General features: G+C 70.0%; 22 protein-coding genes and 1 tRNA gene. 2 read left to right on the top strand and 21 right to left on the bottom strand.

Features of this window, described 5'->3' with window-relative positions; all coding sequences use genetic code 11:
* Window positions 1-170: 170 nt before the first annotated feature.
* The 6 genes from AC6CCG_RS10110 to AC6CCG_RS10085 form a co-directional block, all read right to left on the bottom strand.
* Window positions 171-878 carry an ABC transporter ATP-binding protein gene (locus AC6CCG_RS10110; protein WP_496654368.1) on the bottom strand — a complete coding sequence of 236 codons (708 nt, stop codon included), beginning with the start codon at window positions 876-878 and terminating at the stop codon, window positions 171-173.
* Window positions 871-1,794 (bottom strand): ABC transporter ATP-binding protein, encoded by a 924-nt coding sequence (locus AC6CCG_RS10105; RefSeq protein WP_496654367.1) that lies wholly within the window; start codon window positions 1,792-1,794, stop codon window positions 871-873. The genes AC6CCG_RS10110 and AC6CCG_RS10105 overlap by 8 nt, the downstream gene beginning before the upstream one ends.
* Window positions 1,791-3,521, bottom strand: a complete 1,731-nt coding sequence (locus AC6CCG_RS10100) for a branched-chain amino acid ABC transporter permease (protein WP_496654366.1) — start codon at window positions 3,519-3,521, stop codon at window positions 1,791-1,793. The genes AC6CCG_RS10105 and AC6CCG_RS10100 overlap by 4 nt, the downstream gene beginning before the upstream one ends.
* A complete protein-coding gene (locus AC6CCG_RS10095; RefSeq protein ID WP_496654365.1) occupies window positions 3,518-4,450 on the bottom strand; it encodes a branched-chain amino acid ABC transporter permease in 933 nt (310 codons plus the stop codon). The genes AC6CCG_RS10100 and AC6CCG_RS10095 overlap by 4 nt, the downstream gene beginning before the upstream one ends.
* A gap of 94 nt (window positions 4,451-4,544) precedes the next feature.
* The gene (locus tag AC6CCG_RS10090) at window positions 4,545-5,771 is read right to left on the bottom strand and encodes a branched-chain amino acid ABC transporter substrate-binding protein (RefSeq protein WP_496654364.1); all 1,227 of its coding nucleotides are present in this window, start codon (window positions 5,769-5,771) and stop codon (window positions 4,545-4,547) included.
* Window positions 5,772-5,973: 202 nt separating this feature from the next.
* Entirely contained in the window at window positions 5,974-6,591 is a 618-nt protein-coding gene (locus AC6CCG_RS10085; protein ID WP_496654363.1) for an ANTAR domain-containing response regulator, read from the bottom strand.
* 81 nt (window positions 6,592-6,672) lie between these two features.
* Between AC6CCG_RS10085 and AC6CCG_RS10080 the strand changes: the two genes are divergently transcribed.
* Window positions 6,673-6,755, top strand: a tRNA-Leu gene (locus tag AC6CCG_RS10080).
* Between the two features lie 62 nt (window positions 6,756-6,817).
* Here the strand turns inward: AC6CCG_RS10080 and pyk are convergent.
* From pyk to AC6CCG_RS10060, 4 genes are read right to left on the bottom strand one after another with little or no spacing between them, the layout of a single operon-like run.
* Window positions 6,818-8,233, bottom strand: coding sequence for a pyruvate kinase (gene pyk / locus AC6CCG_RS10075; protein ID WP_496654362.1), 1,416 nt, complete (start codon window positions 8,231-8,233; stop codon window positions 6,818-6,820).
* Between the two features lie 58 nt (window positions 8,234-8,291).
* On the bottom strand, window positions 8,292-9,221 hold the full coding sequence (locus AC6CCG_RS10070; RefSeq protein WP_496654361.1) for an RluA family pseudouridine synthase: 930 nt from the start codon (window positions 9,219-9,221) through the stop codon (window positions 8,292-8,294).
* Window positions 9,221-9,766 carry a signal peptidase II gene (gene lspA / locus AC6CCG_RS10065; protein WP_496654411.1) on the bottom strand — a complete coding sequence of 182 codons (546 nt, stop codon included), beginning with the start codon at window positions 9,764-9,766 and terminating at the stop codon, window positions 9,221-9,223. The genes AC6CCG_RS10070 and lspA overlap by 1 nt, the downstream gene beginning before the upstream one ends.
* 59 nt (window positions 9,767-9,825) lie before the next feature.
* The gene (locus AC6CCG_RS10060; RefSeq protein ID WP_496654360.1) at window positions 9,826-10,266 is read right to left on the bottom strand and encodes a TraR/DksA family transcriptional regulator; all 441 of its coding nucleotides are present in this window, start codon (window positions 10,264-10,266) and stop codon (window positions 9,826-9,828) included.
* 103 nt (window positions 10,267-10,369) lie between these two features.
* Between AC6CCG_RS10060 and AC6CCG_RS10055 the strand changes: the two genes are divergently transcribed.
* Complete coding sequence (locus AC6CCG_RS10055) at window positions 10,370-10,861, top strand: hypothetical protein (protein WP_496654359.1); 492 nt, start codon at window positions 10,370-10,372, stop codon at window positions 10,859-10,861.
* 1,271 nt (window positions 10,862-12,132) lie between these two features.
* Here AC6CCG_RS10055 and AC6CCG_RS10050 read toward each other — a convergent pair.
* The 11 genes from AC6CCG_RS10050 to AC6CCG_RS10000 form a co-directional block, all read right to left on the bottom strand.
* Window positions 12,133-12,993 (bottom strand): DivIVA domain-containing protein, encoded by an 861-nt coding sequence (locus AC6CCG_RS10050; protein WP_496654358.1) that lies wholly within the window; start codon window positions 12,991-12,993, stop codon window positions 12,133-12,135.
* 107 nt (window positions 12,994-13,100) lie between these two features.
* The gene (locus tag AC6CCG_RS10045; RefSeq protein WP_179757475.1) at window positions 13,101-13,394 is read right to left on the bottom strand and encodes a YggT family protein; all 294 of its coding nucleotides are present in this window, start codon (window positions 13,392-13,394) and stop codon (window positions 13,101-13,103) included.
* Window positions 13,395-13,504: 110 nt separating this feature from the next.
* Window positions 13,505-14,029, bottom strand: a complete 525-nt coding sequence (locus AC6CCG_RS10040; RefSeq protein ID WP_496654357.1) for a cell division protein SepF — start codon at window positions 14,027-14,029, stop codon at window positions 13,505-13,507.
* Between the two features lie 157 nt (window positions 14,030-14,186).
* A complete protein-coding gene (gene ftsZ, locus AC6CCG_RS10035) occupies window positions 14,187-15,500 on the bottom strand; it encodes a cell division protein FtsZ (RefSeq protein WP_496654356.1) in 1,314 nt (437 codons plus the stop codon).
* 310 nt (window positions 15,501-15,810) lie between these two features.
* Entirely contained in the window at window positions 15,811-16,542 is a 732-nt protein-coding gene (locus tag AC6CCG_RS10030; protein WP_496654355.1) for a cell division protein FtsQ/DivIB, read from the bottom strand.
* Window positions 16,542-18,017 (bottom strand): UDP-N-acetylmuramate--L-alanine ligase, encoded by a 1,476-nt coding sequence (gene murC / locus AC6CCG_RS10025; RefSeq protein ID WP_496654354.1) that lies wholly within the window; start codon window positions 18,015-18,017, stop codon window positions 16,542-16,544. The genes AC6CCG_RS10030 and murC overlap by 1 nt, the downstream gene beginning before the upstream one ends.
* A complete protein-coding gene (murG, locus tag AC6CCG_RS10020; RefSeq protein WP_496654353.1) occupies window positions 18,008-19,135 on the bottom strand; it encodes an undecaprenyldiphospho-muramoylpentapeptide beta-N-acetylglucosaminyltransferase in 1,128 nt (375 codons plus the stop codon). The genes murC and murG overlap by 10 nt, the downstream gene beginning before the upstream one ends.
* Window positions 19,132-20,466 carry a putative lipid II flippase FtsW gene (ftsW, locus tag AC6CCG_RS10015; protein WP_496654352.1) on the bottom strand — a complete coding sequence of 445 codons (1,335 nt, stop codon included), beginning with the start codon at window positions 20,464-20,466 and terminating at the stop codon, window positions 19,132-19,134. The genes murG and ftsW overlap by 4 nt, the downstream gene beginning before the upstream one ends.
* A 33-nt stretch (window positions 20,467-20,499) precedes the next feature.
* Complete coding sequence (gene murD, locus AC6CCG_RS10010; RefSeq protein ID WP_496654351.1) at window positions 20,500-21,945, bottom strand: UDP-N-acetylmuramoyl-L-alanine--D-glutamate ligase; 1,446 nt, start codon at window positions 21,943-21,945, stop codon at window positions 20,500-20,502.
* A 43-nt stretch (window positions 21,946-21,988) separates the two neighbouring features.
* Window positions 21,989-23,059 (bottom strand): phospho-N-acetylmuramoyl-pentapeptide-transferase, encoded by a 1,071-nt coding sequence (mraY, locus tag AC6CCG_RS10005; RefSeq protein WP_496654350.1) that lies wholly within the window; start codon window positions 23,057-23,059, stop codon window positions 21,989-21,991.
* Window positions 23,056-24,546, bottom strand: coding sequence for a UDP-N-acetylmuramoyl-tripeptide--D-alanyl-D-alanine ligase (locus AC6CCG_RS10000; protein WP_496654349.1), 1,491 nt, complete (start codon window positions 24,544-24,546; stop codon window positions 23,056-23,058). Before AC6CCG_RS10000 ends, mraY begins: the two co-directional genes overlap by 4 nt.
* Window positions 24,547-24,548 lie beyond the last annotated feature (2 nt).

The raw sequence follows: 24,548 nt of genomic DNA, 5'->3' as shown, positions 1-24,548 counted from the left end.
CGCCAGACCCCGGAAACGACTCGGCTTCAAAACCCCCGCCGAGAAGCTGCACGAGCTACTGTCCAACCCGACAGATCCAACTGTTGCACTCACCGCGTGAGTCGGCCCACCGAAACCGCTGCTTTTGTGACCGGTCGGCGGATCCTTTTCGTGCGGATCCTTCGGGTGGGTCAGTCCTCGCCGAGGTAGGCCTTGCGGACGTTCTCGTTGGTCAGCAGGTTCACGCCGGTGTCGTGCAGGACGATCTTGCCGACCTCGAGGACGTACCCGTAGTCGGCGAGCGAGAGGGCCGCCTGGGCGTTCTGCTCGACCAGCAGGATGGTGACGCCCTCGGACTTCAGCTCGGCGATCGTGTTCATGATCACCTGCATCATGATCGGCGAGAGTCCCATCGACGGCTCGTCGAGCATGAGCAGTTTCGGGTTGCTCATCATGGCCCGGCCGATGGCCAGCATCTGCTGCTCGCCGCCGGAGAACAGGCCGGCCGACTGGTGGCGCCGCTGGGCCAGGACGTCGAACAGCTGATAGACCCGGGCCAGGTCCCGCTGGATCCCGGCCCGGTCGCGCCGGGCGAACGCGCCCAGCATCAGGTTCTCCTCGACCGAGAGCCGCGGGAACAACCGTCGACCCTCCGGCGACTGGGCGACGCCCAGCCGGACGATCTTGTGGGCCGGCATCCCGTCCAGCCGGACGCCGTCGAACAGGATCTCGCCGGACTCCACCGGCAGCAGCCCGGACAGCGTCCGCAGCGTCGTGGTCTTGCCGGCGCCATTGGTGCCGATCAGGGTCACCACCTGGCCGTCGTCGACGGTGAAGCTGATCCCCTTCACCGCGCGGACGCGACCGTACGCGACCTTCAGGTCTCTCACCTCAAGCATCGAGGCTCCCCCCTTCGCCGACGATGCCGTCCGGTTCGGCCCGCCGCGGGGCCGGTTCCGGCTCCTCCGTCGGTCCCGTTCCGATGTACGCCTCGATCACCTGCGGGTCGGACTGGACGACCTCCGGCGTGCCCTCGACCAGAATCTTGCCCTGGACCAGGCAGATCACCCGGTCGCACAGGTTGAAGATGAACCGCATGTCGTGCTCGATCACGACGATCGCCAGACCGAGGTCGCGGATCCGCCGGATCAGTTCCTCCGCCTGCCGGGTCTCCTGGGGATTCATGCCGGCCGTCGGCTCGTCGAGCAGCAGCACCTTCGGCTCGGTGGCCAGTGCCCGGGCGATCTCGAGCCGCCGCTGGTCGCCGTACGAGAGGTTCCGGGCCAGATGATCACCGGAGCCGCCGATCCCGACGAAGTCGAGCAGCTGGTCCGCCATCTGTACGGTCTCGCGCTCCTCCCGCCGGTACTTGAAGCCCCGGATGATCGAGGTGAACGGGCCGGCGCTGGTCCGGCAGTAACGCCCGACCATGACGTTCTCGCGGGCGGTCATGTTGGCGAACAGCCGAATGTTCTGGAAGGTCCGCGCCATTCCGGCCTGGACCACCTTGCGCGGCTTCGGCGGCAGGACGGCGCCGTTGAACGTCACCCGCCCGCCGGTCGGCTGATAGAGACCGGTCAGGCAGTTGAAGAAGGTCGTCTTGCCCGCCCCGTTCGGCCCGATCAGCCCGACGATCTCGCCGAGGCTGGCCTGGAAGCCCACATGGTCGACCGCGACCAGGCCGCCGAACCGCATCGACACGTCCTGGGCCTGCAGGATCGGCCGGTCCGGGTCGAGCCCCAGCAGTTGCGGGGCCAGCTGCTCGCCGGACTCGGGATCCGTGCCGGGCGGAGTCTGATCGTGGGCGGTGCTCATGATCGCGCCCCCTCTGCCGGTACGGGCTCGGCCTCGTCGAGCTTCTCGGCCAGCTCCTCGTCCTCCTCGTGGAACTCGAGCTGCCGTCTGCGGTTCGGCACCAGGCCCTCCGGCCGGAACCGCATCATCACCACGAGCAGGACGCCGAACAGCAGCAGCCGGAGCTCGGCGAAGTCGCGCAGCTTCTCCGGTGCCAGCTTGAGCAGCGTCGCGCCGACCAGGACACCCACCACGGTACCCATGCCGCCCAGGACGACCGCGGAGAGCAGGAACGCCGACTCCAGGAAGGTGTACTGCCCGGGGTTGATCGAGATGTCGTGGTGGGCCTTGACCGAGCCGGCCAGGCCGGCCAGGAAGGCGCCGCCGGCGAAGGCGAACAGCTTCAGCCCGAAGGTGTTGACCCCCATCGCCTCGGCCGCCTTCTCGTCCTCGCGGATGGCGATCCAGCCGCGCCCGATCCGGCTGTTGTTCAACCGGACCACGATCAGCACCACGATCAGCAAGATCAACAACAGCAGGAAGTAGTAGTTGGCGAACCGCGGCAGCACCAGGACGCCGAACAACGGCGGCGGATCACCGAAGTTGTAGCCGAGCGGATCGAGGTCCGGGATCGCGGGGATGCCGTTCGGGCCGTGGGTCAGGTCCGGCCCGGAGGTGCCGTCCAGGTTCAGCATGGCGATCCGGAAGATCTCGCCGAACGCGAGCGTCACGATCGCCAGGTAGTCGCCGGAGACCCGCAGCGTCGGCGAGCCGATGATCAGGCCCAGCGTGGCGCTGACGCAGCCGCTGATCAACATCACCAGCGGGAACGGCGGCTGGAAGTCGATCGTCGCGAACGCCGACTGGGAGAGCATCGCCGCGACGTAGGCCCCGGAGCCGAGGAAGGCGATGTAGCCGAGGTCGAGCAGGCCGGCCAGGCCGACCACGATGTTCAGGCCGAGCGCCGTCATCGCGAAGATGATCACCTGGGTGGCGATCGACAGGTTGGCGTCCGAGCTGCCCTGGCTGAGCGGGAACAGGATCGCGGCCAGGATCGCGGCCGTCACCAGAACGGGGCGGCGCCGGGACGAGATGCCGGAGTACCAGGCGATCACGCCCATCCGGATCAGCACGGCGGCGGCCGCGGCGATGAACGCGACGAAGCAGACGAAGCCGCCGCCGTCGTCGAAGTCGAGAGCGAACACGACCGCGGAGAACGCCGCGCCCATGAACAGGGCGACGGCGACGATCTCGACGGCGACCGGTGCCTCCAGTTCGCCGAACCTCGACTCCGGCGCGGGCGCGATCAGCCGGGTGCCGACGTAGGCGATCACCGCGCCGGCCACGGCCAGCCAGCCGCCCGGCTCGATGTTGATCAAGCCGCCCAGCTCGAGGGCGATGGTGATCATGATCAGGGCGAGGTAGACGAGAGCACCGGTCGCGGCCGCCCGGGCCCCGCGGCGCCAGCCCGGCGCCTTGCTGCCGCGGCGCTGCGGCCGGAGCCGGTCCAGCAGCGTGCCGGCGATGATCACCGCGCCGAGCGCCAGCGCCAGGAACTGCAGCACCGACGGATAGAACGCCACCGACATGTCGTCCAGTGCCGCGTCGTCGTACGCCCAGGGCAGGAACGGCGCGATCACGATCAATGCGCCGCCGACCACGGCGACGATCCACGCGAACGGCTCGGCGCGCTGGATCCGTTCCGGGGTGATCAGGGGCGGCAGGCCCAGCCGGGTCAGGATGCTCATGCGCGATCGACCACCCGGGCGCCGAGCAGACCCTGCGGCCGGAACACCAGCACCAAGATCAACAGGACGAAGGCCCAGACGTCCTTCCAGGCCGAGCCGCTGAACGGCAGCGCGGTCGCCAGCGCCTCGGCCACGCCGAGCACCAGCCCGCCGACCACGGCGCCGTAGATGTTGCCGATGCCGCCGAGGACCGCGGCGGTGAACGCCTTCAGGCCGGCCAGGAAGCCCATGCTGAACTGCACCTGGGTGTAGCGGAGGCCGTACGCCAGCCCGGCGACCGCGGCCAGTGCCGCGCCGACACCGAAGGCCAGCATGATGATCCGGTCGACGTTGATGCCCATCAGCCGGGCCGTGTCCGGGTCCTGCGACGCCGCCTGCATCGCCCGGCCGAGCCGGCTCCGGTTCACGAACAGGTAGAGCAGGACGGTGCAGAGGACCAGCGCGAGCAGCGTGAAGACGGAGCCGCGCTGGATGCTCAGGCCGGGACCGAGCGGGATCGCCGAGCCGCTGACCAGGTCGAGCTGCGGGAACACCACCGCCGCCTTGGCGCTGGGGAAGCCGGGGATCCGGTCGTAGAACAGCCGGACCGCCTCCTGCAGCACGATCGAGACGCCGATCGCCGTGATGAACGGCGCCAGTCTCGGTGCGTTCCGCAGTGGCCGGTACGCGAATCTCTCCATCAACAACGCCACCGCCACCGCGACCGCGATGCCCCCGATCAGCATCAACGGGAAGATCCACAGCGCGACCGGCCGCCCCGGCGACAGCAGCCACACGGCCACCGCGCCGAACCCGCCGAGCATGAAGATCTCACCGTGAGCGAAGTTGATCAACTGCACGATGCCGTACACCACCGTGTAGCCGACCGCGATCAGGGCGTACATCGCGCCGAGCGACAGTCCGTCGATCAGCTGCTGAAGTAGCACCACGAGGCCTAGCTCCTCTCATCCACTTCCCGCATGTTCCGCGGTACAAGTTCGGCGCGAGGCTCCGGGTGGGAGCCTCGCGCCGAGGTGATGATGGTCAACTGCCGGTCTCGACCGCCGCCCACTTCTGGTCGGTCACCTTGTAGACGGTGAGGATCTTGGTCGTCGCATCGCCGTACTCGTCGAAGGCGACCTTGCCGGTGGCGCCGTCGAAGCTCACCTTGCCGATGGCGTCGATGGTCGCCTGGCGCGCGGACTCGGCGCTCTCGGCGTCCTTGAGCGAGACCTTGAGGCCCTCGATGATCGCGCGGGCCGCGTCGTAGGCGTACGGGCCGTAGGCGGCGTACGGGTCGGAGTAGCCGGCGGCCTCGTAGTCGGCCACGAAGGTCTTCGAGGTGGGCAGCTTCTCCACCGGGGCGCCGACCGAGGTGGCCAGGTCGCCGTCGGACTTGGAGCCCGCCTGCTTGATGAAGTCGGGATCGAAGATGCCGTCGCCGCCCATCAGCGGGATGTTCAGCCCGGCCGCCTTCATCTGCTGGCTCAGCGGGCCGGCCTGCGGGTACTCGCCGCCGTAGTAGAGCGCCTGCGGGTTGGTCGCCTTGATCTTGGTGATCACCGCCGAGTAGTCCTTGTCATCGGGGTTGATCGTCTCGGCCGCGACGACCTGGCCGCCGAGCTCGGTGAACGCGTCGCTGAACGTCTTCACCAGGCCGGCGCCGTAGGCCTTCTTGTCGTTGACCGTGGCCACCTTGGTGAACTTCGCCGTGTTGAAGAGGTACTTCGCGGCGAACGGGCCCTGGACGTCGTCCGTCGCGCAGGTCCGGAAGTAGTTCGGGTAGAGCCGCTTCGGGCTGTTGGCGTAGTCCTCGCCGCGGGTCAGCGCCGGGCCGGTGTTGGCCGGCGACACCATCGCGATCTTCTTGCCGTTGAGGACCGGCTGCACGCCCTGGGCGACGCTGGTGTTCAGCGTCCCGACGACGCCGACGACCTCGGGATCGGAGGCCAGCGCGGTCGCCGCGTTCAGGCCGACGTCGCTCTTCGCCTCGTCGTCCTTGACGTCGATCTCCAGGGTCCAGCCCGGAATCTCGTTCCGCTCGTTGGCCTGCTTGATCGCGAGATCCACCGAGTTCTGAATGCCGAGCCCGAGAGCCGAGAGGCCGCCGCTCATCGGCGAGATGACGCCGATCTTGGCGACCTTCTTCTCCTCGTTGCCGCCACCGCCGCCCGTGTTGCCGTCGCCCCCGCGCTGACCGCATCCGGTCAGTGCCAGGGCTGCGGCGACCAGGGTCGCGACACCGACCTTCGCAAGTCGTCGATTAAGCACAGTTCCTCCTCCTGGGCGGCTCCACCACGAGCCGAATCACGGCCGGCCGCGAATTCCGACATCCGGAATCCACGGCCGGGTTGCCAAGCATGATGAACCCTACGACGACTCACCGCTGCGCTGTCCAATTCCGCTGAGTGAGTTTCGTGTTCGTTACACGACCGCATCACGCGACGATGCGGCGCTCCGCGGGCGCGCGGCGCTACTTCTTCTTGGATCCCGCGCCGTGCTCGATGACGCCCTCGGCGACCTCGCGCATCGACTTGCGCAGGTCCATCGCGGTCTTCTGGATCCAGCGGAAGGCTTCCGGCTCGGTCAGCCCGAGACCGGCCTGCAGCATGCCCTTGGCCCGGTCCACGATCTTGCGCGATTCCAGCCGCTCCGCCAGATCGCTCACCTCGGCCTCGACGGCCTTGATCTCGGCGAACCGGGCGGCGGCGATCTCGATCGCCGGCACCAGATCGGACTTGCCGAACGGCTTCACGACGTACGCCATCGCGCCGGCCTTGCTGGCCCGGTCGACCAGGTCCCGCTGGCTGAAGGCGGTCAGCATCACCACCGGGGCGATCCGCTCACCGGCGATCTTCTCGGCGGCGCTGATCCCGTCCAGCTTGGGCATCTTGACATCCAGCACCACCAGGTCCGGCCGCAACTGTGTGGCCAGTTCGATCGCCTGCTCGCCGTCGCCGGCTTCGCCGACGACCTCGTACCCCTCTTCGGTGAGCATTTCGACCAGGTCGGTGCGGATGAGCACCTCGTCCTCGGCCACCAGGACGCGGGTGGGCGAGGTGGCGCCGGGGTCGTTCTTCTCGTTCGTCACGGGAGACACTTTAGAGCAGCCTTGTTACGGAGCCGATTCTCACCACCGCTGTACGGATGTGGCAGAATGTTCCGGGCCCCGGCCGGGGTGGCGGAATGGTATACGCGGACGGCTCAAACCCGTCTGTCCGAAAGGACATAGGGGTTCGACTCCCCTTCCCGGCACAGCAGACGAGTCGTCACCAGCCCACCGTGAGTTCGGTGTGCTGGTGACGACTCGGCTGGTTCTAGAGCGGGGCGCCGATCCGGCGGACCCGGACCATGTTGGTGTGGCCGGCGACCCCGGGCGGGGACCCGGCGACGATCACGACCCGTTCGCCCTCGGCGATCCGGCCGGATTCCATCAGCGCCTTGTCGACCTGGCGGATCATGTCGTCGGTGTGCCCGACCATCGGCACCAGGAACGACTCGGTGCCCCAGCTCAGCGTCAGGGCCTGCCGGGTGGACTCGATCGGGGTGAAGGCGAGCACCGGGATGGACGAGCGGAGCCGGGACATCCGGCGGGCCGAGTCGCCCGTGTGGGTGAACGCCACCAGATACTTCGCGTCGATCCGCTCGGCCACCTCGGCGGCGGCCTTGGTGATCACACCGCTGGTCGTGTGCGGGTCCCAGACGATGTCGCGGACCTGCTCCAGGCCGTGCTCCTCGGTGTTGACCACGATCCGGGCCATCGTCTCGACGGTCACCACCGGATACTGGCCGACGCTGGTCTCGCCGGACAGCATCACCGCGTCCGCGCCGTCCAGGATGGCGTTCGCCACGTCGGAGGCCTCGGCGCGGGTCGGCCGCGGCGCGGAGATCATCGACTCCAGCATCTGGGTGGCGACGATCACCGGCTTGGCCCAGCGCCGGGCGGCGGTCACGATCCGCTTCTGGACCAACGGGACCTCCTCCAGCGGCAGCTCCACACCAAGATCACCGCGGGCCACCATGAAGGCGTCGAAGGCGTCGATGATCTCGTCGAGGTTCTCCACCGCCTGCGGCTTCTCGATCTTGGCGATCACCGGAACCCGGCGACCCTCCTCGTCCATGATCTTGTGGACGAGCTCGACATCGGCGGCGTTGCGGACGAAGGACAGCGCGATCATGTCGACGCCGTGCTGCATCGCCCAGCGCAGATCCTCGATGTCCTTCTCGCTCATGGCCGGGACGCTGACCGCGACCCCCGGCAGGTTGATCCCCTTGTTGTTGCTGACCGGGCCGCCGACGACCACCTTGGTCACCACGTCGGTGTCGGTCACCTCGGTCGCGCGCAGGGTCAGCCGGCCGTCGTCGATCAAGATCGTGTCGCCGGGCTTCACGTCCCCCGGCAGTCCCTTGTACGTGGTCGAACACCGACGGACATCGCCCTCGATGTCGTCGGTCGTGATCGTGAAGGTCGCGCCGTAGGCGAGCACCTCCTTGCCGGCGGCGAACCGGCCGAGCCTGATCTTGGGCCCCTGCAGGTCCACCAACACCCCGACCGGCCGGCCGGTGATCTTGGCGGCCCGGCGGACACCGGTCAGATTGTGCTCGTGATCGGCATAGTCGCCGTGGCTCATGTTCAGCCGGGCCACGTCCATCCCGGCCTTGACGAGTTCGATGAGGCGCTCCGGGGCCGACGTGGCCGGCCCGAGGGTGCAGACAATTTTCGCTCTACGCACGGATCGACCCTAGCCCCCCGGCACCGCCGGGCGACATCGGCTCCCCCAAGGCAGCGGCTCAGCCCGCCCTGACGACCTCGAGGGCGTGCGCCAGGTCGGCGGGATAGTCGGAGTCGAAGCTCACGTACTCCTGGGTCCGTGGGTGGGTGAAGCCGAGCCGGACCGCGTGCAGCCACTGACGCTCCAGGCCCAGCCGCTCGGCCAGCACCGGATTCGCGCCGTACATCGGGTCGCCGACACAGGGGTGCCGGATCGCCGCCATGTGCACCCGGATCTGGTGCGTCCGGCCGGTCTCCAGGGTCACCTCGAGCAGCGTCGCGCCGACGAACGCCTCCAGCGTCGTGTAGTGGGTGATGCTGTGCCGGCCGCCGTCCATGATCGCCATCTTGTAGTCGGCCGACGGGTGCCGCCCGATCGGCGCGTCGATGGTGCCGTGGAACGGGTCCGGGTGTCCCTGGACCAGCGTGTGGTACGTCTTGTCGACGGTCCGGGAGCGGAAAGCGCGCTTCAGCATCGTGTACGCGTGCTCGCTCTTGGCCACCACCATCAGGCCGGAGGTGCCGACGTCCAGCCGCTGCACGATCCCCTTCCGCTCCGGTACGCCGGAGGTGGTGATCCGGAAGCCAGCGCCGGCCAGGTGACCGAGCACGGTCGGGCCGGCCCAGCCGACACTCGGATGCGCGGCCACGCCGACGGGCTTGTCGATCACGACGATGTCGTCGTCGTCGTACACGATCGTCAGGTCGGCAACCGTCTGCGGCACCACCTCGGCGGCCGGGCGCTCCGGCTCCAGCTCCACCTCGAGCATGGAGTGGGCCCGCACCCGGTCCGACTTGCCGGCCGGCTTGCCGTCGAGGAGGACCTGGCCCTGGTCGACCAGCCCGGCGATCCGGGTCCGGGACAGGCCGAGCATCCGGGCCACGGCCGCGTCCACCCGTTCGCCGTCCAGCCCGTCCGGGATCAGCATGACCCGCGTCGAGGAGGACATCAGTCGGTGCTCGCCGGTCCCGGCTGGTTCGGCGTACGTTCGGCCGGCGGGTCCTGCCGGGTCCGCGCGGTCGGCGCCAGCCGCTGCCCGTCCAGGCCGATGTTCTTGATCACCGAAAGGACGATGATCAAGATCGCGGCCGCCGTGATGCACATGTCGGCGACGTTGAAGATCGGCCAGTACGGCAGCTGCAGGAAGTCGACCACGTGCCCGTGCAGGAACCCGGGCGCCCGGAACAACCGGTCGATCAGGTTGCCGGCGACGCCGGCCGAGACCAGGCCGAACGCCACCGCCCAGCCGGTGTGGCCGATCCGCCGGACACCGAACAGCACGATGCCGACCAGCACCGACGCCGACAGCACGGCGAACACCGGCGTGAAGTTCTCGCCGAGGCTGAACGCGGCGCCGGGGTTGCGGACCAGCTGCAGCCGGAGCAGCCCGCCGAGCAGGCGGACCGGGTCGGCCGGGTCGAGCCAGGCCACCGCCATCACCTTGGTGATCACGTCGAGCGTGACGCCGGTGACGGCCACGGCGGCATAGAGCAGCCGCAGGCGGAGCAGGTTGGTGGGCGGCCGGGACTCGTCCTGGGCCGTGGTGTTCTCGGTTATCGCCGTTCCTCGCGCTGCTTGCAGGTGACGCAGAGCGTCGCCCTCGGGAAGGCCAACAACCGGCCCTTGCCGATCGGGTTGCCGCAGTTGTCGCAACTGCCGTACGCACCCTGATCGATGTGGCGCAGGGCGAGCCGCGACTGCTCCAGCATCTCGGCGGCGTTGTTGACCAGGGACATCTCGGCGTCCCGCTCGAAGTTCGCCGAGCCGACGTCGGCCGGGTCCCGGCCGGCGCCCTCGGCGCCGTCGCGGAGCATCCCGACCAGTTCCGCGTTGGACGCGGCCAACTGGCTGGTGAAGCGTTCGATGTCGGACTCGAGGGTTTCCCTCACCTCGTCGAGCTCGGCCTTGGTCCAGGGGTCTTCGCCTTCCCGGACCGGAAGGGACGAGGGCTTGACGGGTTTGACGGTGGCTGCCGGTGCGGCTTCGCTGGTCATGGGATCGCTCCGAGGGGTCAGGGCTGTGTCGGCCGGGTTGGTGGTCGAGGTCGTGCCACGGTCGGTGTTTGACCGCTTGCTCGCAGTGGCTTGACGAGACCGGGTGCCGGTCCGCTTCGAGGTCCGGCCGGTCGCGGTGGCCCGCTTCGCAGCCGGAGTCTTCGAGGTGGACCGCTTCGTCGCGCCGGTCTTCTTCGTCGTCGGCTTGGCGGCCGACTTCGCTGCCCGCTTCTGCACGGCCGGGGACGACGGGGTGGTGTCGTCCCGCTTGGACCGTGATCCCTCACGCGATGCTGCCTTCGGAGCGCTCGACGCCGCAGTCTTGGATGATCGAGCCGACCGGGCCGGTGCCGATCCCGAGGCTCGACCGTCCTTGCTCGGCGACTTCTTCGCCGACGACTTCTTGGTCGTGCTCATCGTGATCCCCCCTTCGGAGGTAATGCGGCGCCGTCCCGATCTCCGGGTAGCAGTGACCCAAGGGAGAGTAGGGGCGATTCGCTCTATCTTCAACGATGGACTCGTGTTTCGTGGTCGATTTCCCGAATCCTGGAGCGGAAACAATCGGCTTCGAACCGATATTTCAGCCTCCTCTTAGCCTCCGAGTTCCCCGGCTCCGCGCTGGCCGCGGTCGCCGCTCGAAGCGGTCCGATTCGGGCGACACGTAAATCCGTGACGGGAGCGGAGCAGGCTGGGCGGACCGCCCGAAAGCGACCGCTTGCCGCATCACCGCGGCTGACCGGCGGCCTCGCACGCCGTGCCGTCCCGGAGCCGGAGCGACGTGGGCAGAGCCCCGATTCCGGCCGTACGGGAGCGCTCGCCGGCCCCGTGGCCAGCGGCTCGATGGGAGGGCGGCGCCGGCGCCGAGAGCGCCGATCGATGCCAGCCCGGCGGATGTTCCGGGCCGGCCCGCCCTGTCGCCCGGAGCGACGCCGCGGAGGCGGCCCATCGCCAGATCCGCGACCGTGCCGTCAGTCGCGGACGCATTCAGGGACGCAGGCGGCCGATCCGGGCAGCGAGTGCCGGCCCGGGCGGCGGCTGCGGACCAGGCCGGCGAGTGCGGACCAGCACAACGGCCGCAAACCAGCACGACGGCTGCAGCTCAAGAGCGACTGCTGTAAACCAGGACGGGCGGCGGACGAGAACGGCGGCGGGCCAACGCTGCGGGCTGCAGAACAGTCCGGCATGTGCGGACCCGAGCAACCCCTGCGGACCCGGCCCACGGGTGACGGCCAGGACAGTCGCTCCAGATCAGGACGGCGCCCGGACCAGGACGGCGGCCGCACACCTGGTCCGGCGAGTGCAGACCAGAACGACCTCTGCAGACCCGGCCCACGGGTGACGGCCAGGACAGTCGCTCCGGATCAGGACGGCGCCCGGACCAGGACGGCGGCTGCAGACCTGGGCCGGCGAGTGCAGACCAAGAACGGCGGCGGACCAAGGCTGCGGGCTGCAGACCGGGCCCACGACCGCCCGCCAGGACAACCGCTGCGACCAGGACGACGGCCCTGGACCAGGCGGCGGTTGTGGCTCGGGGCTACGTCACGGCGCGTCCATGGCCCTGCCGTTCAACGCAGCCTCGACCGTGGCAGCGAGTCGCGGACGCGATCGAGGGTTGCGGCTGCGGATCGGGCGACGGCGCCGTGCCCATCGGGTCGGAGTGGTGATCGAACGACGCCGGATCGACCGGGTGACGTCGCCAGCTCGCCGCTCGGATCGGCGTGCTCGGAATTCGGCTCGCCCGATGGGGACTGCATTCCCGATCCGCGAGGTCTGTGGTGCGAGCTCGGCAGTCCCCGAACATGGACGAACCCCGCACCTTGGGGTGCGGGGTTCGTCCGATGGGTTCAGGCGTCGATCACGGTGTGGTCAGCGCTGGTCACCCAGGAGGGCGTCCAGGCGCGGCGTGTCACTGGTCGGCGAGCCGCCGCCGAGGGTCGGCGAGTCGTTGTCGACCGACGAACCGTACGGCGAGGGGCCGGTGCCGTTCTTCTGGCCGTTGTCCCGCACCGAGCGGGGCTCCGGCTTGTCGTCCAGATCGCGAACCAACTGCGGCGTGTCGACCGGCTCGGCCCGGGAGGCCTCGAGCGTGTCGATGTGCCGACGCAGCTGACCGGTCAGGTTGCTGCGGAAGTTGGCCTCGAAGTTGCGCAGCTCGCGGACCGAGTTGCTCAGCTGATCGCGCTGGCGCTCCAGCTCGCTGAACATGTCGATCCGGCGCTGCTCGATCTCGCGATCGAGCTGGGCGGCCCGGGCGGTGGCGTCGGACTGCACGCGCTCCGCGTTCACCCGCGCCTCCGACTCGACCCGCTCGGCCCGGGTCCGCGCGTCGGTGGTCACCTGGTGCGCCGACCGGTTGGCCTCCTCGCGGATCCGGTTCGCGTCCTCCTCGGCCTCCGAGACGAGGCGCTCGGCCTGCTCGGTCGACAGCTCGACCAGGCGCACGACGGCCGCGCTGGCCTCCTTGCCCGTGGTCACGACGAGGGTCTGCTTGCCGTCCGGCTGAGCCGCCGGCTGCAGGATCGTGGTATCGGAGGCTGCGGCGGAGTCCTGGACTGGCGCGGCCCGCAGCGACTCGATTTGCTTCTTGAGGTTCTTGTTCTCCTCGATCAGCTGAGCGAAGGCCTCTTCGACCTCGTCGACGAACTCATCGACCTCCAGGACCTCGTACCCCGACTTGCGGGCCATCCGGAAGCGCTTGTTGCGCACATCGTCCAGCGACAGCGTCATCGTTCACCTCAAACAATCGGAACTCGGAACCGTGATGCGTCCGTTACCCATCTGCCTTACCGTACCGAATTTGAGCCTAATGCACACATCCGGCACTGAGCCAGATGTCAACTGAAGAACACGAGGGCGTTGATCCTCATCAAAATGCTGACCAGGATTGCCAACGCGATGAAAGCCAGATCGAGCATCATCGAGCCGATCCGGACCGGGCGCAGCACCTTGCGGAGCAGCCGCAGCGGCGGGTCGGTGATCGAATAGATGCCCTCCGCGACGACCAGCATGGCCCCTCGCGGCTCCCAGTCCCGGACCAGGACCGGCACCCAGGACAGGATCATCCGGGCGAACAGAATCATCAGGAACAGCCACAGGACAAAGTTGATGATGAGACCGATGATGACCATCTGCGCCACGTGCCTCGCGTTCGTTTAGACATCCGACCAGGTCGTGACAGCAGACTATCGTGCCGGCTCGCCAGCCTGGGCTGCCGCCGGACGTCCGTACCGACCGGTGATCAACTCTGGTTGAAGAAGCCACCCGCGATGCGTTCCTTGTCCTCCGCGGTGACATTGACGTTCGGCGGCGACAGCAGGAACACCTTGCTGGTCACGCGATCGATACTGCCACGGAGGCCAAAAATCAGGCCGGCCGAGAAATCGACCAGGCGCTTGGCGTCGGTGTCCTCCATCTCGGTCAGGTTCATGATCACCGGGACGCCGTCGCGGAAGTGCTCGCCGATCGTCCTGGCCTCGTTGTACGTCCGCGGGTGCACGGTGATGATCCGCGAGATGTCGGCCGGGCGTGGCGCCGGTGCCGGCGTGGGCTTGGGGGTCGGGCTCGGCTGCGTGGCCGCAGCCGCGCCGGTCGACGCAGCGACCGGACGCTTGGTCTCCAGGTGGGTCACCTTGGAGTCCTCCCGGTCGGCCGAGGTCGGCACGCCGGTCGTCGGCTCGTCGTGCCCGGGCTCGTCGTACTCCGAGTAGCGGTCGTCGGTGACCAACCCGAGCCACGCCGCCGCTCGCTTCAACCTGTCCGCCATCTGACCGCCCTCACGTCCGATCCCTCACACACCGAAAACAACTGGGTCCGTCTCGGGACGGGATCGACATTACCGGCCGGGAACGCGCATCCGGCGCACCTTGCCCGGTGACACGCTGGCGGTGTCTCGGCGATCCCCGTCGCCGCTGGCACACTCTCTACTTCAGGAAGTCCGGCACATCCAGGTCGTCATCCGCCGGGGCGGGTGGCGCCGGCCGGTAGCTCGGCTGCTGGGCCGGGCGAGTCGTCGGGCTCGGCTGGTGCCCGTTGCCGGAGGTGCCGGCGCCGGGCTGGCCCGAGGCGCCGTTGGCCCGCTGGCCGACGGGCTGCGGCTGCGGCGTGGCCGGCGACTGCTGCGGCTGCTGGCCCGGGGCCTGACCCGGGGCGGGCTGCCCAGCCTGCTGGCCCGGCGCGGACTGCCCCTGGGACTGGGGCACCTGAGCCAGCGGCTGCTGGCCCTGCTGCCGGGACTGGACGAGGCCGGGCTGCCGGCTGATCCCCTGCTGCCGCCGCGGCGGCTCGCCGCCCTCGAACCCGGCCGCGATCACGGTGACCCGGACCTCGTCGCCGAGCGCGTCGTCGATCACGGTGCCGAAGATGATGTTGGCTTCCTCGTGCGCCGACTCCTGGATCAGGGTCGCGGCGGCCGACACCTCGAAGAGGCCGAGGTCGGAGCCGCCGGCGATCGAGATCAGGACGCCGTGGGCGCCCTCGATACTGGCCTCCAGCAACGGTGACGACACCGCCATGTCGGCGGCGGCCCTGGCTCGGTCCTCGCCGCGCGCCGAGCCGATGCCCATCAACGCCGAGCCGGCGTTCGACATCACCGACTTCACGTCGGCGAAGTCGAGGTTGATCAAGCCCGGGGTGGTGATCAGCTCCGTGATGCCGGACACGCCCTGCAGCAGCACCTGGTCGGCCTGTTTGAAGGCGTCCAGGATCGCGATCTGCTGGTTGTCCATCATCTGCAGCAGCTTGTCGTTCGGGATGACGATGAGGGTGTCGACCTCCTCGCGAAGGTTGGCGATCCCCTCCTCCGCCTGCACCGAGCGCCGCTTGCCCTCGAACTGGAACGGCCGCGTCACCACGCCGATCGTCAGCGCGCCCATGGCGCGGGCGACCCGGGCGACGACGGGTGCCCCGCCGGTGCCCGTACCGCCGCCCTCACCGGCCGTGACGAAGACCATGTCGGCGCCCTTGAGCGCCTCCTCGATGTCCTGGGCGTGATCCTCGGCTGCCTGCCGCCCCTTCTCCGGGTCGGCGCCCGCGCCGAGCCCGCGGGTCAGATCCCGCCCGATGTCGAGCTTCACATCGGCGTCGCTCATCAGCAACGCCTGCGCGTCCGTGTTGACCGCGATGAACTCGACGCCGCGTAGGCCGGCCTCGATCATCCGGTTGACTGCGTTGACGCCGCCGCCCCCGACGCCGACAACCTTGATCACGGCCACGTAATTCGTTGATGCAGAAACCACGAACCTCCGCCTCTTTCCTGCTCAATGACTACTGACGCTCACCCAGGTTGCCAAGTCTTGACCTCGGATCGACGGGGAAGATTCCGCGGCAGACCAGGCGTTTCAGCAAGGCTATGAGTTAGCCGTCGACCGGCCCGGCATCCGCGGCGGGACACGCCCAACTGCCCGATTCCCTCCACCTGAACCTCAGCTTTAAGCGTGGGGCCGCGACGGATCGTCAACGTACCGAATCACCGACCGGTCAACTCTGCAGCGACACGCCGTCGGATCCGGTGCTTTGGTGACCGGTCGGCGGGAGGTGGGAGGTGGGTCAGCGGGTGGCGGGGTGACGGGGCGAGGAGACGTTGTAGACCTTGGCCTTCTGCTTCATCAGGTCGAGCAGGACGGCGGCCTTGAGGGCCGACTCGTCCGAGGTGCCCCAGACGACCCGGTCGCCGTTCTTCAGTTCCAGCTCGATCGAGCTCTCGCTGGTCGCGGTGAGCCGGTCCAGCCGCTGGGTCAGTTCACCCGGGAGGGCGGCGGCGACCACGCCGAGTTGCTCGGCCAGCGGCGTGTTGCCCGCGTTGAACTCGGCCAGCAGGACGCCGGGCGGCAGCTTCTTGACAGTCCGGTACGGGATGCCGTGCCGGTCCAGCAGCAGGTAGCCGCCGCCGTCGGCCACGCCGATCACCGCAGCCCGCTCCTTGATCACGATCAGCACCGTGTCCGGGTACTGCCGGGTCACCTCGACCGACTCGATCGGGGTCAGGTCGGCCACCCGGGCGGCGATCGCGTCGATGTCCTGCCGGGCCAGCGGCAGCCCGAGCGGCACCGCGGCGGTCCGCTCGACGTCGCGCGCCGCGACCGCCTCGGCGCCCCGGACCTCGACCCGGTCGGTGCCGAGCACCGAGGAGAAGCCGACCAGCCAGACCCCGGTGCCGGCGAGCGCGAGCAGCAGGACGCCGATCAGGACGAGCGGCCAGAGCCGGCGCCGTTTCCGGTACGACCTCGAACCGCCCGACCGTGCCACACCGGGCGGGCGACCGAGCGTCGAGGTGGCCATCAGACCGCGTCCCGGCCTTCGGCGCCGACCGGCGCGGGGTGCCGGAGCCTGAGCTCGTCGACGATCTTCGGCGCCACCTTGGTCACGTCGCCGCAGCCGATCGTCACCACGACGTCACCGGGCCGGGCGATCCCGGCCACCGTCGGGGCGGCCTCGTCCCAGACCGGCTGGTACGTCACGTTGGCGGTCCCCGGCCGGATCGCCTCGCTCACCAGTGCCCCGGTGATGCCCTCGATCGGGTCCTCCCGGTCGCCGCAGACGTCCATCACGATCACCTCGTCGGCCTGCTCGAGGGCGACCGCGAACTCACGCCAGAAGTCCCGGGTCCGGGTGTAGAGGTGCGGCTGGAAGCAGGCCACGACCCGGCCCTCCCCCGCCGCCGGGCGGGCGGTCTCGCCGAGCATGTTGCCGACCTCGGTCGGGTGGTGCGAGTAGTCGTCGTAGACCCGGACGCCGTCCACGGTGCCGACCAGCTCGAACCGGCGGTGGGTACCGCCGAACTGGCCCAGCGCCTCCCGTACCGCAGCGTCCTCGCCGCCGAAGTACGTCGCCACGGCGTAGGTCGCGGTCGCGTTCAGCGCGTTGTACCTGGCCGGTACGGCGAGCTGGACCGGACCGCCGGCGCCGCGCCGGGTGTCGGTCAGCGTGAACGTCGAGCCGGTCCCGGTCAGCTCGAGGTCGGTCAGCCGCAGGTCCGCCGCCGGGTCGGTGCCGAAGGTGAGGATCTCGGGCACCGCTTGACCCTTCGACAAGCTCAGGGACCGGAGGGTCCGGACCAGTTCGATCGCGCCCGGGTCGTCGGCGCTGACGATCAACAGCTTCAGTTCCGGCTTGGTGGCGAACCGGACGAAGCCGTCCGCGTACGCCTCCGGGGTGCCCCAGTTGGTCAGGTGGTCCGGGTCGACGTTCGTCACGACGGCGACCTCGGCCGGGTACTGCAGGAAGGAGCCGTCGCTCTCGTCGGCCTCGACGACCAGGGCCTCGCCGCCGCCGATGTGGCCGCCGGTCGTGGAGCCGAGGAACGCGCCGCCGATCAGGTACGAGGGGTCGGTGCCGAGCTCGGTCAGCACCCGGGCGATCATCGCCGTCGTCGTCGTCTTGCCGTGGGTGCCGGCGACCGCGACGCCGCGCCGGCCGAGCATCAGCGAGCCGAGCGCCTCGCTGCGGTGCAGGATCCTTAAGCCCCGGGCCCGGGCCTCGACCAGTTCCGGGTTGTCGTCGCGGATCGCCGACGAGGCGATCACGGTCTTCGCGTTGCCGAGTTGCTCCGCGGCGTGCCCGATGTAAGTCCGCGCGCCGCGCTCCTGCAGCCCGCGCAGGTACTTCGAGTCCTGCCGGTCGCTGCCGCTGACCTCGTACCCGAGATCGAGGAAGGCCGAGGCGATCCCGTTCATCCCGGACCCGCCGATGGCGATGAAGTGGACCGGCGCCAACTCCTCGACGCCGACCAGCTCGCGCGGCGTGATCAGGCCCATGACTGTGCTACCTCCAGGGTTCGTGCGGCGAGTTCGGCGGCCGCGTCGGTCCGCCCGACGTCCCGGCTGGCCGCCGACATCCTCAGCAAGCGCTCCGGGTCCAGGATCAATTCCGGGATCCGGGTCCGGACCCAGTCCGGCGTGCAGTCCGGGTCCTCGAGCAGTTCGCCGCCGCCGGCCTCGACGACGCCGGCCGCGTTGCGGCGCTGCTCCCCGTTCCCGAACGGCAGCGGTACGTAGACGGCCGGCAGCCCGACCGCCGACGTCTCCATCACCGTGTTGGCGCCGCACCGGCCGAGCATCAGGTCGGCCGCGGCGTAGGCGAGTTCCATCCGCTCCACGTACGCCAGCGGCGCGTACACGGCGCCGGTCTCCGGGTCGGTCCGGCGGTCATGCTCCTCGGTCAGGTTCTTCGGGCCCAGCACGTGCAGCACCTGGATCCCGGCCCGGAGCAACTGGTCCACCGCACCGGTCACCGCACTGTTGATGCTGAGCGCGCCCTGCGAGCCGCCGCTGACCAGCAGGGTCGGCTGGTCGTCGGCCAGGTCGAACTCCTTGCGGGCCTCGGTCCGGCTGGCGGCCCGGTCCAGCTCGGTGATCGCCCGCCGCAGCGGCAGGCCGATGTAGGTCGCGTTCGGCAGCGGGGTGCCCGGGAACGACGTGAAGACGTTGCCGGTGAACCGGGCAGCCAGCTTGTTGGCCAGGCCGGGCAGCAGGTTGCCCTCGTGGATGACGATCGGGAGCCGGAGCCGGCGGGCGGCCAGGTAGGCCGGCGTCGACACGTACCCACCGAAGCCGAGCAGCACCGAGGCGTCGACCTTCCGCAGCACGGCCGCGGCGGCCGAGACGGCCTTGGTCAGCCGGGCCGGGACCTTGATCAGGTCGAGGCCGGGCCGGCGCGGCATCGGGACCGGCGGGATCAGTTCCAGCGGCAGCCCGGCGGCCGGGATCACCGTGGTCTCCAGGCCGCGGGCGGTGCCGATCGCGGTCAGCAGCACGTCGGGAGCCTGACGGCGCAACTCGTCGGCGGTGGCGATCAGCGGCGACGTGTGCCCGGCACTGCCGCCGCCGGCCAGCGCGATGCTGAGCCGCCGGTCGCCGGAAGGTTCTGTCGTCACCCGCGTCCCTTCTTGCCGTTCTTCGTCGCCTCGGCCTTGGCCTTCTTGGCCGGCTTGGCCTGCTTGCGGTGCCCGACCACGGTCGTCAGGGCCGGCCGGGCCCCACCGGAGCGCCGGCTCAGGTACGTCCGGGCCGCCGGTTCGTTACGGGCACAGGCCAGCAGGACACCGATCGCCATCAGGTTCGCGATCAGTGCCGAGCCACCGTACGAGAGGAACGGTAGCGGCACCCCGGCGACCGGCAGCAGCCGGAGCACGACCGCGAGATTGATCAGGGCCTGCACCATCAACCAGACGGTAACGCCGGCGGCCGTGTACCGGAAGAACGGTTCGTCGCTGCGCATCGCGATCCGGATCCCGGCGTAGCCGAGGACCAGGAACAGCGCCAGCACGATCAGGCTGCCGAACAGGCCCAGTTCCTCGCCGATCACGGCGAAGATGAAGTCGGTGTGGGCCTCCGGCAGACCGCCCCACTTCTGTTTGCTGCCACCGATCCCGCTGCCCCACCAGCCGCCCATCGCCACGGCCAGCAGGCCGGCGGCGGTCTGGTCGTTGGCGCCGCCGAGGTCGGCCGACGGATCCAGGAACGCGGCCAGCCGGGTCATCCGGTTCGAGCTGGTCAGGAACAGACCGATCACGCCGCCGACGCCGGCGACCGCGATGGAGACGAAGATCCGCAACGGCGCGCCGACCACCCAGAGCACGCCGACCATGATGCTGGCCAGCACCACCGCGGTGCCGGCGTCGCGCTGGAAGACCACCAGCAGGACCAGGATCAGGGTGGCCGGCAGGTACGGCACGATCAGGTGCCGCGGCTGGTCCAGCAGCTTCTGCTTGCGGGCCAGCACGTCGGCGCCCCAGACCACCATGGCGAACTTGGCGAACTCGGCCGGCTGGATCATGAACAGGTCCGACCCGAGGTAGAGCCAGTTCTGGTTACCGCCCCTGGTCACGCCCAGCGGCGTGAAGGTCAGGATCAGCAGCACCGCGGCCAGCGCGAGGCCGGCCCAGGACAGCACCCGCAGCGTCTTCGGCGGCAGCTTCATCACGAGCAGGCCGGCGGCGAGGCCGGCGACCAGGAAGATGGCCTGCCGCTTCACGTAGTAATAGGCGTCGTCGTACACCAGCTCGGCCGAGACGCTGGACGCGGAGAGCACCATCATCATGCCCAGCGCCACGAGAATGCCGGTCGCGCCGAGCACCAGGTGGTAGCTGGCCAGCGGTCGGTCCAGGGCCGCCTCCAGCCAGGCGCCTGCGGAACGGCGGGAGCCGGACCGGTTGCTCCCCGGCAGCAGCCCGCCGCGCTGGAGCGGGCCGGTCACGGTCGCCACGGCTCTCCCTGCCTTTCCTACCGGCTGGTGCTCCTACGCGCCGGGCAGCTCGGCCACAGCGGCGGCGAAGGCCTCGCCCCGTGCGGCGTAATCGGTGTACATGTCCCTGCTGGCGCAGCCCGGGGCGAGCAGCACTGCATCACCCGGTCTGGCCAGGGAAGCAGCCGCCGTCACGGCTTGAGCCATGGCCCTAGTTTCCGTCGAATCGACCCGAATCACCGGGACCTGCGGCGCGTGTCGGCCCAGCGCCCCGGCGATCACCTCGGCGTCGACGCCGAGCAGCACCGCACCGCGCAGCCGGTCGGCGTGCTTGATGATCAACTCGTCGAACGTGGTGCCCTTGGCCTGGCCGCCGGCGACCCAGACCACGGACTCGAACGCGGACAGCGCCGCGTCGGCGGCGTGCGGATTGGTGGCCTTGGAGTCGTCGACGTACGTGACGCCGTCGAGCACCGCGACCGTCTCGATCTTGTGCGGGCCGAGCCGGACGTTGCGCAGCCCGTCCCGCACCGCCGTCGCCGGTACCCCGAACGAGCGGGCCAGGGCCGCGGCGGCCAGGGCGTTGGCGACGTTGTGCGGGGCCGCCGGCGAGACGTCGGCCACCTTCGCCAGCTCCAGGGCCGAGTCGGCCCGCTGCGGGATGAAGGCCCGGTCGACGATCAGGTCGTCCACCACGCCGACCATCGACCGGTCCGGGATGCCCAGGGTGAAACCGATCGCGCGGGCCCCCTCGACCACCTCGGCGTCGACCACCATCTGTTCGGTGGCCGGATCGTCGACGTTGTAGACGCAGCTGGCCTGCACCCGCTGGTAGATCTCGGCCTTGGCCTCGCGGTAGTTCTCGGCCGAACCGTGCCACTCCAGGTGGTCCGGCTGCAGGTTGAGCACGGCCGCCGAGTGCAGCGACAGCGAGTTGGACCAGTGCAGCTGGTGGCTGGACAGCTCCACCGCCAGCACGTCGTAGGGCTCCGGGTCGAGCACGATCTCCATGATCGGCCGGCCGATGTTGCCGACCGCCGCCGTCCGCAGGCCGGCCGCGGCGAGGATCGACTCCAGCATCAGCGTGGTCGAGGTCTTGCCGTTGGTGCCGGTGATGCCGATCCACGGAATGATCTTGTTCGGCCGGCTGAGCCGCCAGGCCAGCTCGACCTCGCTCCAGATCGGCACCCGCCGGGTCGCGGCCTGGACCAGCAGCGGCGCGTGCGGGGGGAACCCGGTGGTGATCACCAGATGCGCCGGCTCCGGCAGCGTCGCGGTGGAGCCGGGCCCGAGCCGTACCTCGGCGCCGAGGGTCTCCAGCAGGGTGGCCCGGTCCCGGACCCGCTCGTTGTCCGCGTCGTCCAGCACCGTCACCCGGGCGCCGAACTCGAGCAGGCCGTCGGCGGCGGCGAAGCCGGCCACGCCGAGCCCGGCGATGATCACCCGGGCCTCCCGCCAGGGAGACTCCCCGTTCGCCTCGGGCAGCCAGTCCGGGGTCATCGGGCCTGCCCTTCGACAGGCTCAGGGAACGTTCGGAGCTTGATCACGTGCCGGCCACCCATTCCGCGTAGAAGATGCCAAGGCCGGCGGCGACGAAGAGGCCGGCCACGATCCAGAATCTCATCACGATGGTCACCTGCTGCCAGCCGAGCAGTTCGAAGTGGTGGTGCAGTGGGGACATCTTGAACAGACGTCTGCCCTTGGTCGCCTTGAAGAAGCCGACCTGCAGGATCACCGATGCCACCTCGATCACCAGCAGGCCGCCGAGGATGATCAACAGCAGCTCGGTCCGGGTGAAGATCGCCAGCCCGGCCAGGGCGCCGCCGAGGGACAGCGAGCCGGTGTCGCCCATGAAGATCTTGGCCGGCTCCGCGTTCCACCAGAGGAAGCCGAAGCAGGCACCGGCCAGGGCGATGGCGACCACGGCGAGGTCGTACGGGTCGCGCACCTCGTAGCACTTCGGCCCGGCCGACGACTCGTACGCGCAGGACTGGTTGTACTGCCAGATGTTGACCAGGGTGTACGCGCCGAAGATCATCACGCAGGCGCCCGCGGCCAGGCCGTCCAGGCCGTCGGTCAGGTTCACCCCGTTGCTGGCCGCCGCGATCAGCAGCATCACCCAGATGATCACCAGGATCACCGGCAGCTGCAGGAAGTCGATGTCCCGCAGGAAGGAGATCGCGTTGGACGCCGGGGTGATCCCCCGCTCGTCCGGGAACTGCAGCGACAGCACCGCGAAGGCGATCGCGACCAGCGACTGGCCGAGCAGTTTCGCCTTGCTGCGCAGGCCAAGCGAGCGCTGGTTCTTGATCTTGAGGAAGTCGTCCAGGAAGCCGACCACGCCGAGGCCGGCGAACAGGAACAGCACCAGCACCGCCGACGCCGACGGCCGGGTCCAGGTGATCAGGTGGCTGATCGCGTACGCGCCGATGGTGGCGACGATGATCACCAGGCCGCCCATCGTCGGGGTGCCCCGCTTGGTGTGGTGCGAGGTCGGCCCGTCGTCACGGATCAGCTGGCCGTACCCCTTGCGGACCAGGACCGTGATCGCCAGCCGGGTGCCCAGCAGGGTGCCGAGCAGGGCCAGCGCACCGGCGATGACGATCGTCCTCATGGATGACCGCCCTCCGCCGCCGCGGACGACGACGCCGGCTGGCCGGTCAGGATCGCCTCGGCGACCGTGTCCAGGGCGAGGCCGCGGGAGGCCTTGACCAGCACCGTGTCACCGGGCCGGGCCTCGACCAGCGCGACCGCCTCCTCGGCGTCCGTGGCCGCGGTCGCCTCGGCCAGGCCGGCCTTGCGGGCGGCACCGACGAAGACGGGGCCGTACTCGCCGACGCCGATCAGCCGGTGCACGCCGCGCTGGGCGGCGTAGCGGCCGATCGCCCGGTGCTCGCCGTCGGCCGAGTCGCCCAGCTCGAGCATGTCGCCGAGGACGGCCCAGACCCGGGCGTCCGGCCACTGCTGGGCCCGGCCCGCGGCGAGCTCGGTCAGCGCGTCGATCGCGGCCCGCATCGACTCCGGGTTGGCGTTGTACGCGTCGTTGACGACGAGGACGCCGTCGGGGCGCTCGGCCACCTCCATCCGGAAGCGGGACCGGGCCTCGGCGGCGGACAGCCGCTGCACCACGTCGTCGAACCGGACCCCGACGGCCAGCGCCGCCGCCGCGGCGGCGACCGCGTTGCCGACCTGGTGCCGGCCGAGCACCCGGAGCCGTACCGTGCCGTCGGTCTCGGCCGGGTCGCCGGCGCCGCCGTCCGGCAGCCGGGCGTGCAGCGTGAACGAGTAGCGGCCGGTCCGGTCCCCGGTCAGCCGGGTCGCCCAGACGGCCCGGTCGCTGCCCGGGTCGTGCCCGACGCCGGTCGCGACCACGCGGCCGGAGGTCCGGTCGCGCATCGACCAGACCAGCCGGTCGTCCGCGTTGAGGACCGCGCTGCCGTCCTCGCCGAGCGCCTCGACGAGCTCACCCTTGGCCTGGGCGATCGCCTCGACGCTGCCGAACTCGCCGACGTGCGCACTGCCGACGTTGAGCACGACCGCCACGTCCGGTGGGGTCAGCTCGCACAGGTACCGGATGTGGCCGACCCCGCGGGCCCCGTGCTCGGCGACCAGGAAGCGGGTGTCGTCCTCGACCCGGGCGACCGTCAGCGGCACGCCGATCTCGGTGTTCAGGTTGCCCAGCGGCGCGACCGTCGGCGCCTCCGCCTCGAGGACCTGGGCCAGCAGGTCCTTGGTCGAGGTCTTGCCCTGCGACCCGGTGATCGCGATCACCTTCAGGCCACCGGCCTTGGCCCGGTCGATCAGGTGCCGGGTGATCCGGCCCAGCGCCAGCAACGGGTCCGGCACCACCAGCTGCGGGCCGTCGCCGGGCACCTCGCGGGCGACCAGCGCCAGCACCGCCCCGGCCGCCCAGGCGTCACCGACGAAGTCGTGGCCGTCGACCCGCTCGCCGGGCAGCGCGACGAACAGCGCCCCCGGCCGGACCTTCCGTGAGTCCACGGAAAAGTCGGTGATCACCCGGTCCCGGTCGAACCCCGCCGGCGTACCAGCCGCGGACTCGGTCACCAGGTCGGCGGCCTCGCCCGTGGTCAGTTCGATCATCG

The sequence above is a fragment of the Microlunatus sp. YIM B11417 genome (assembly GCF_059617205.1).
The sequence above is the reverse complement of the archived record's forward strand: the minus strand, read 5'-3'. Positions and strand labels throughout refer to the sequence as shown.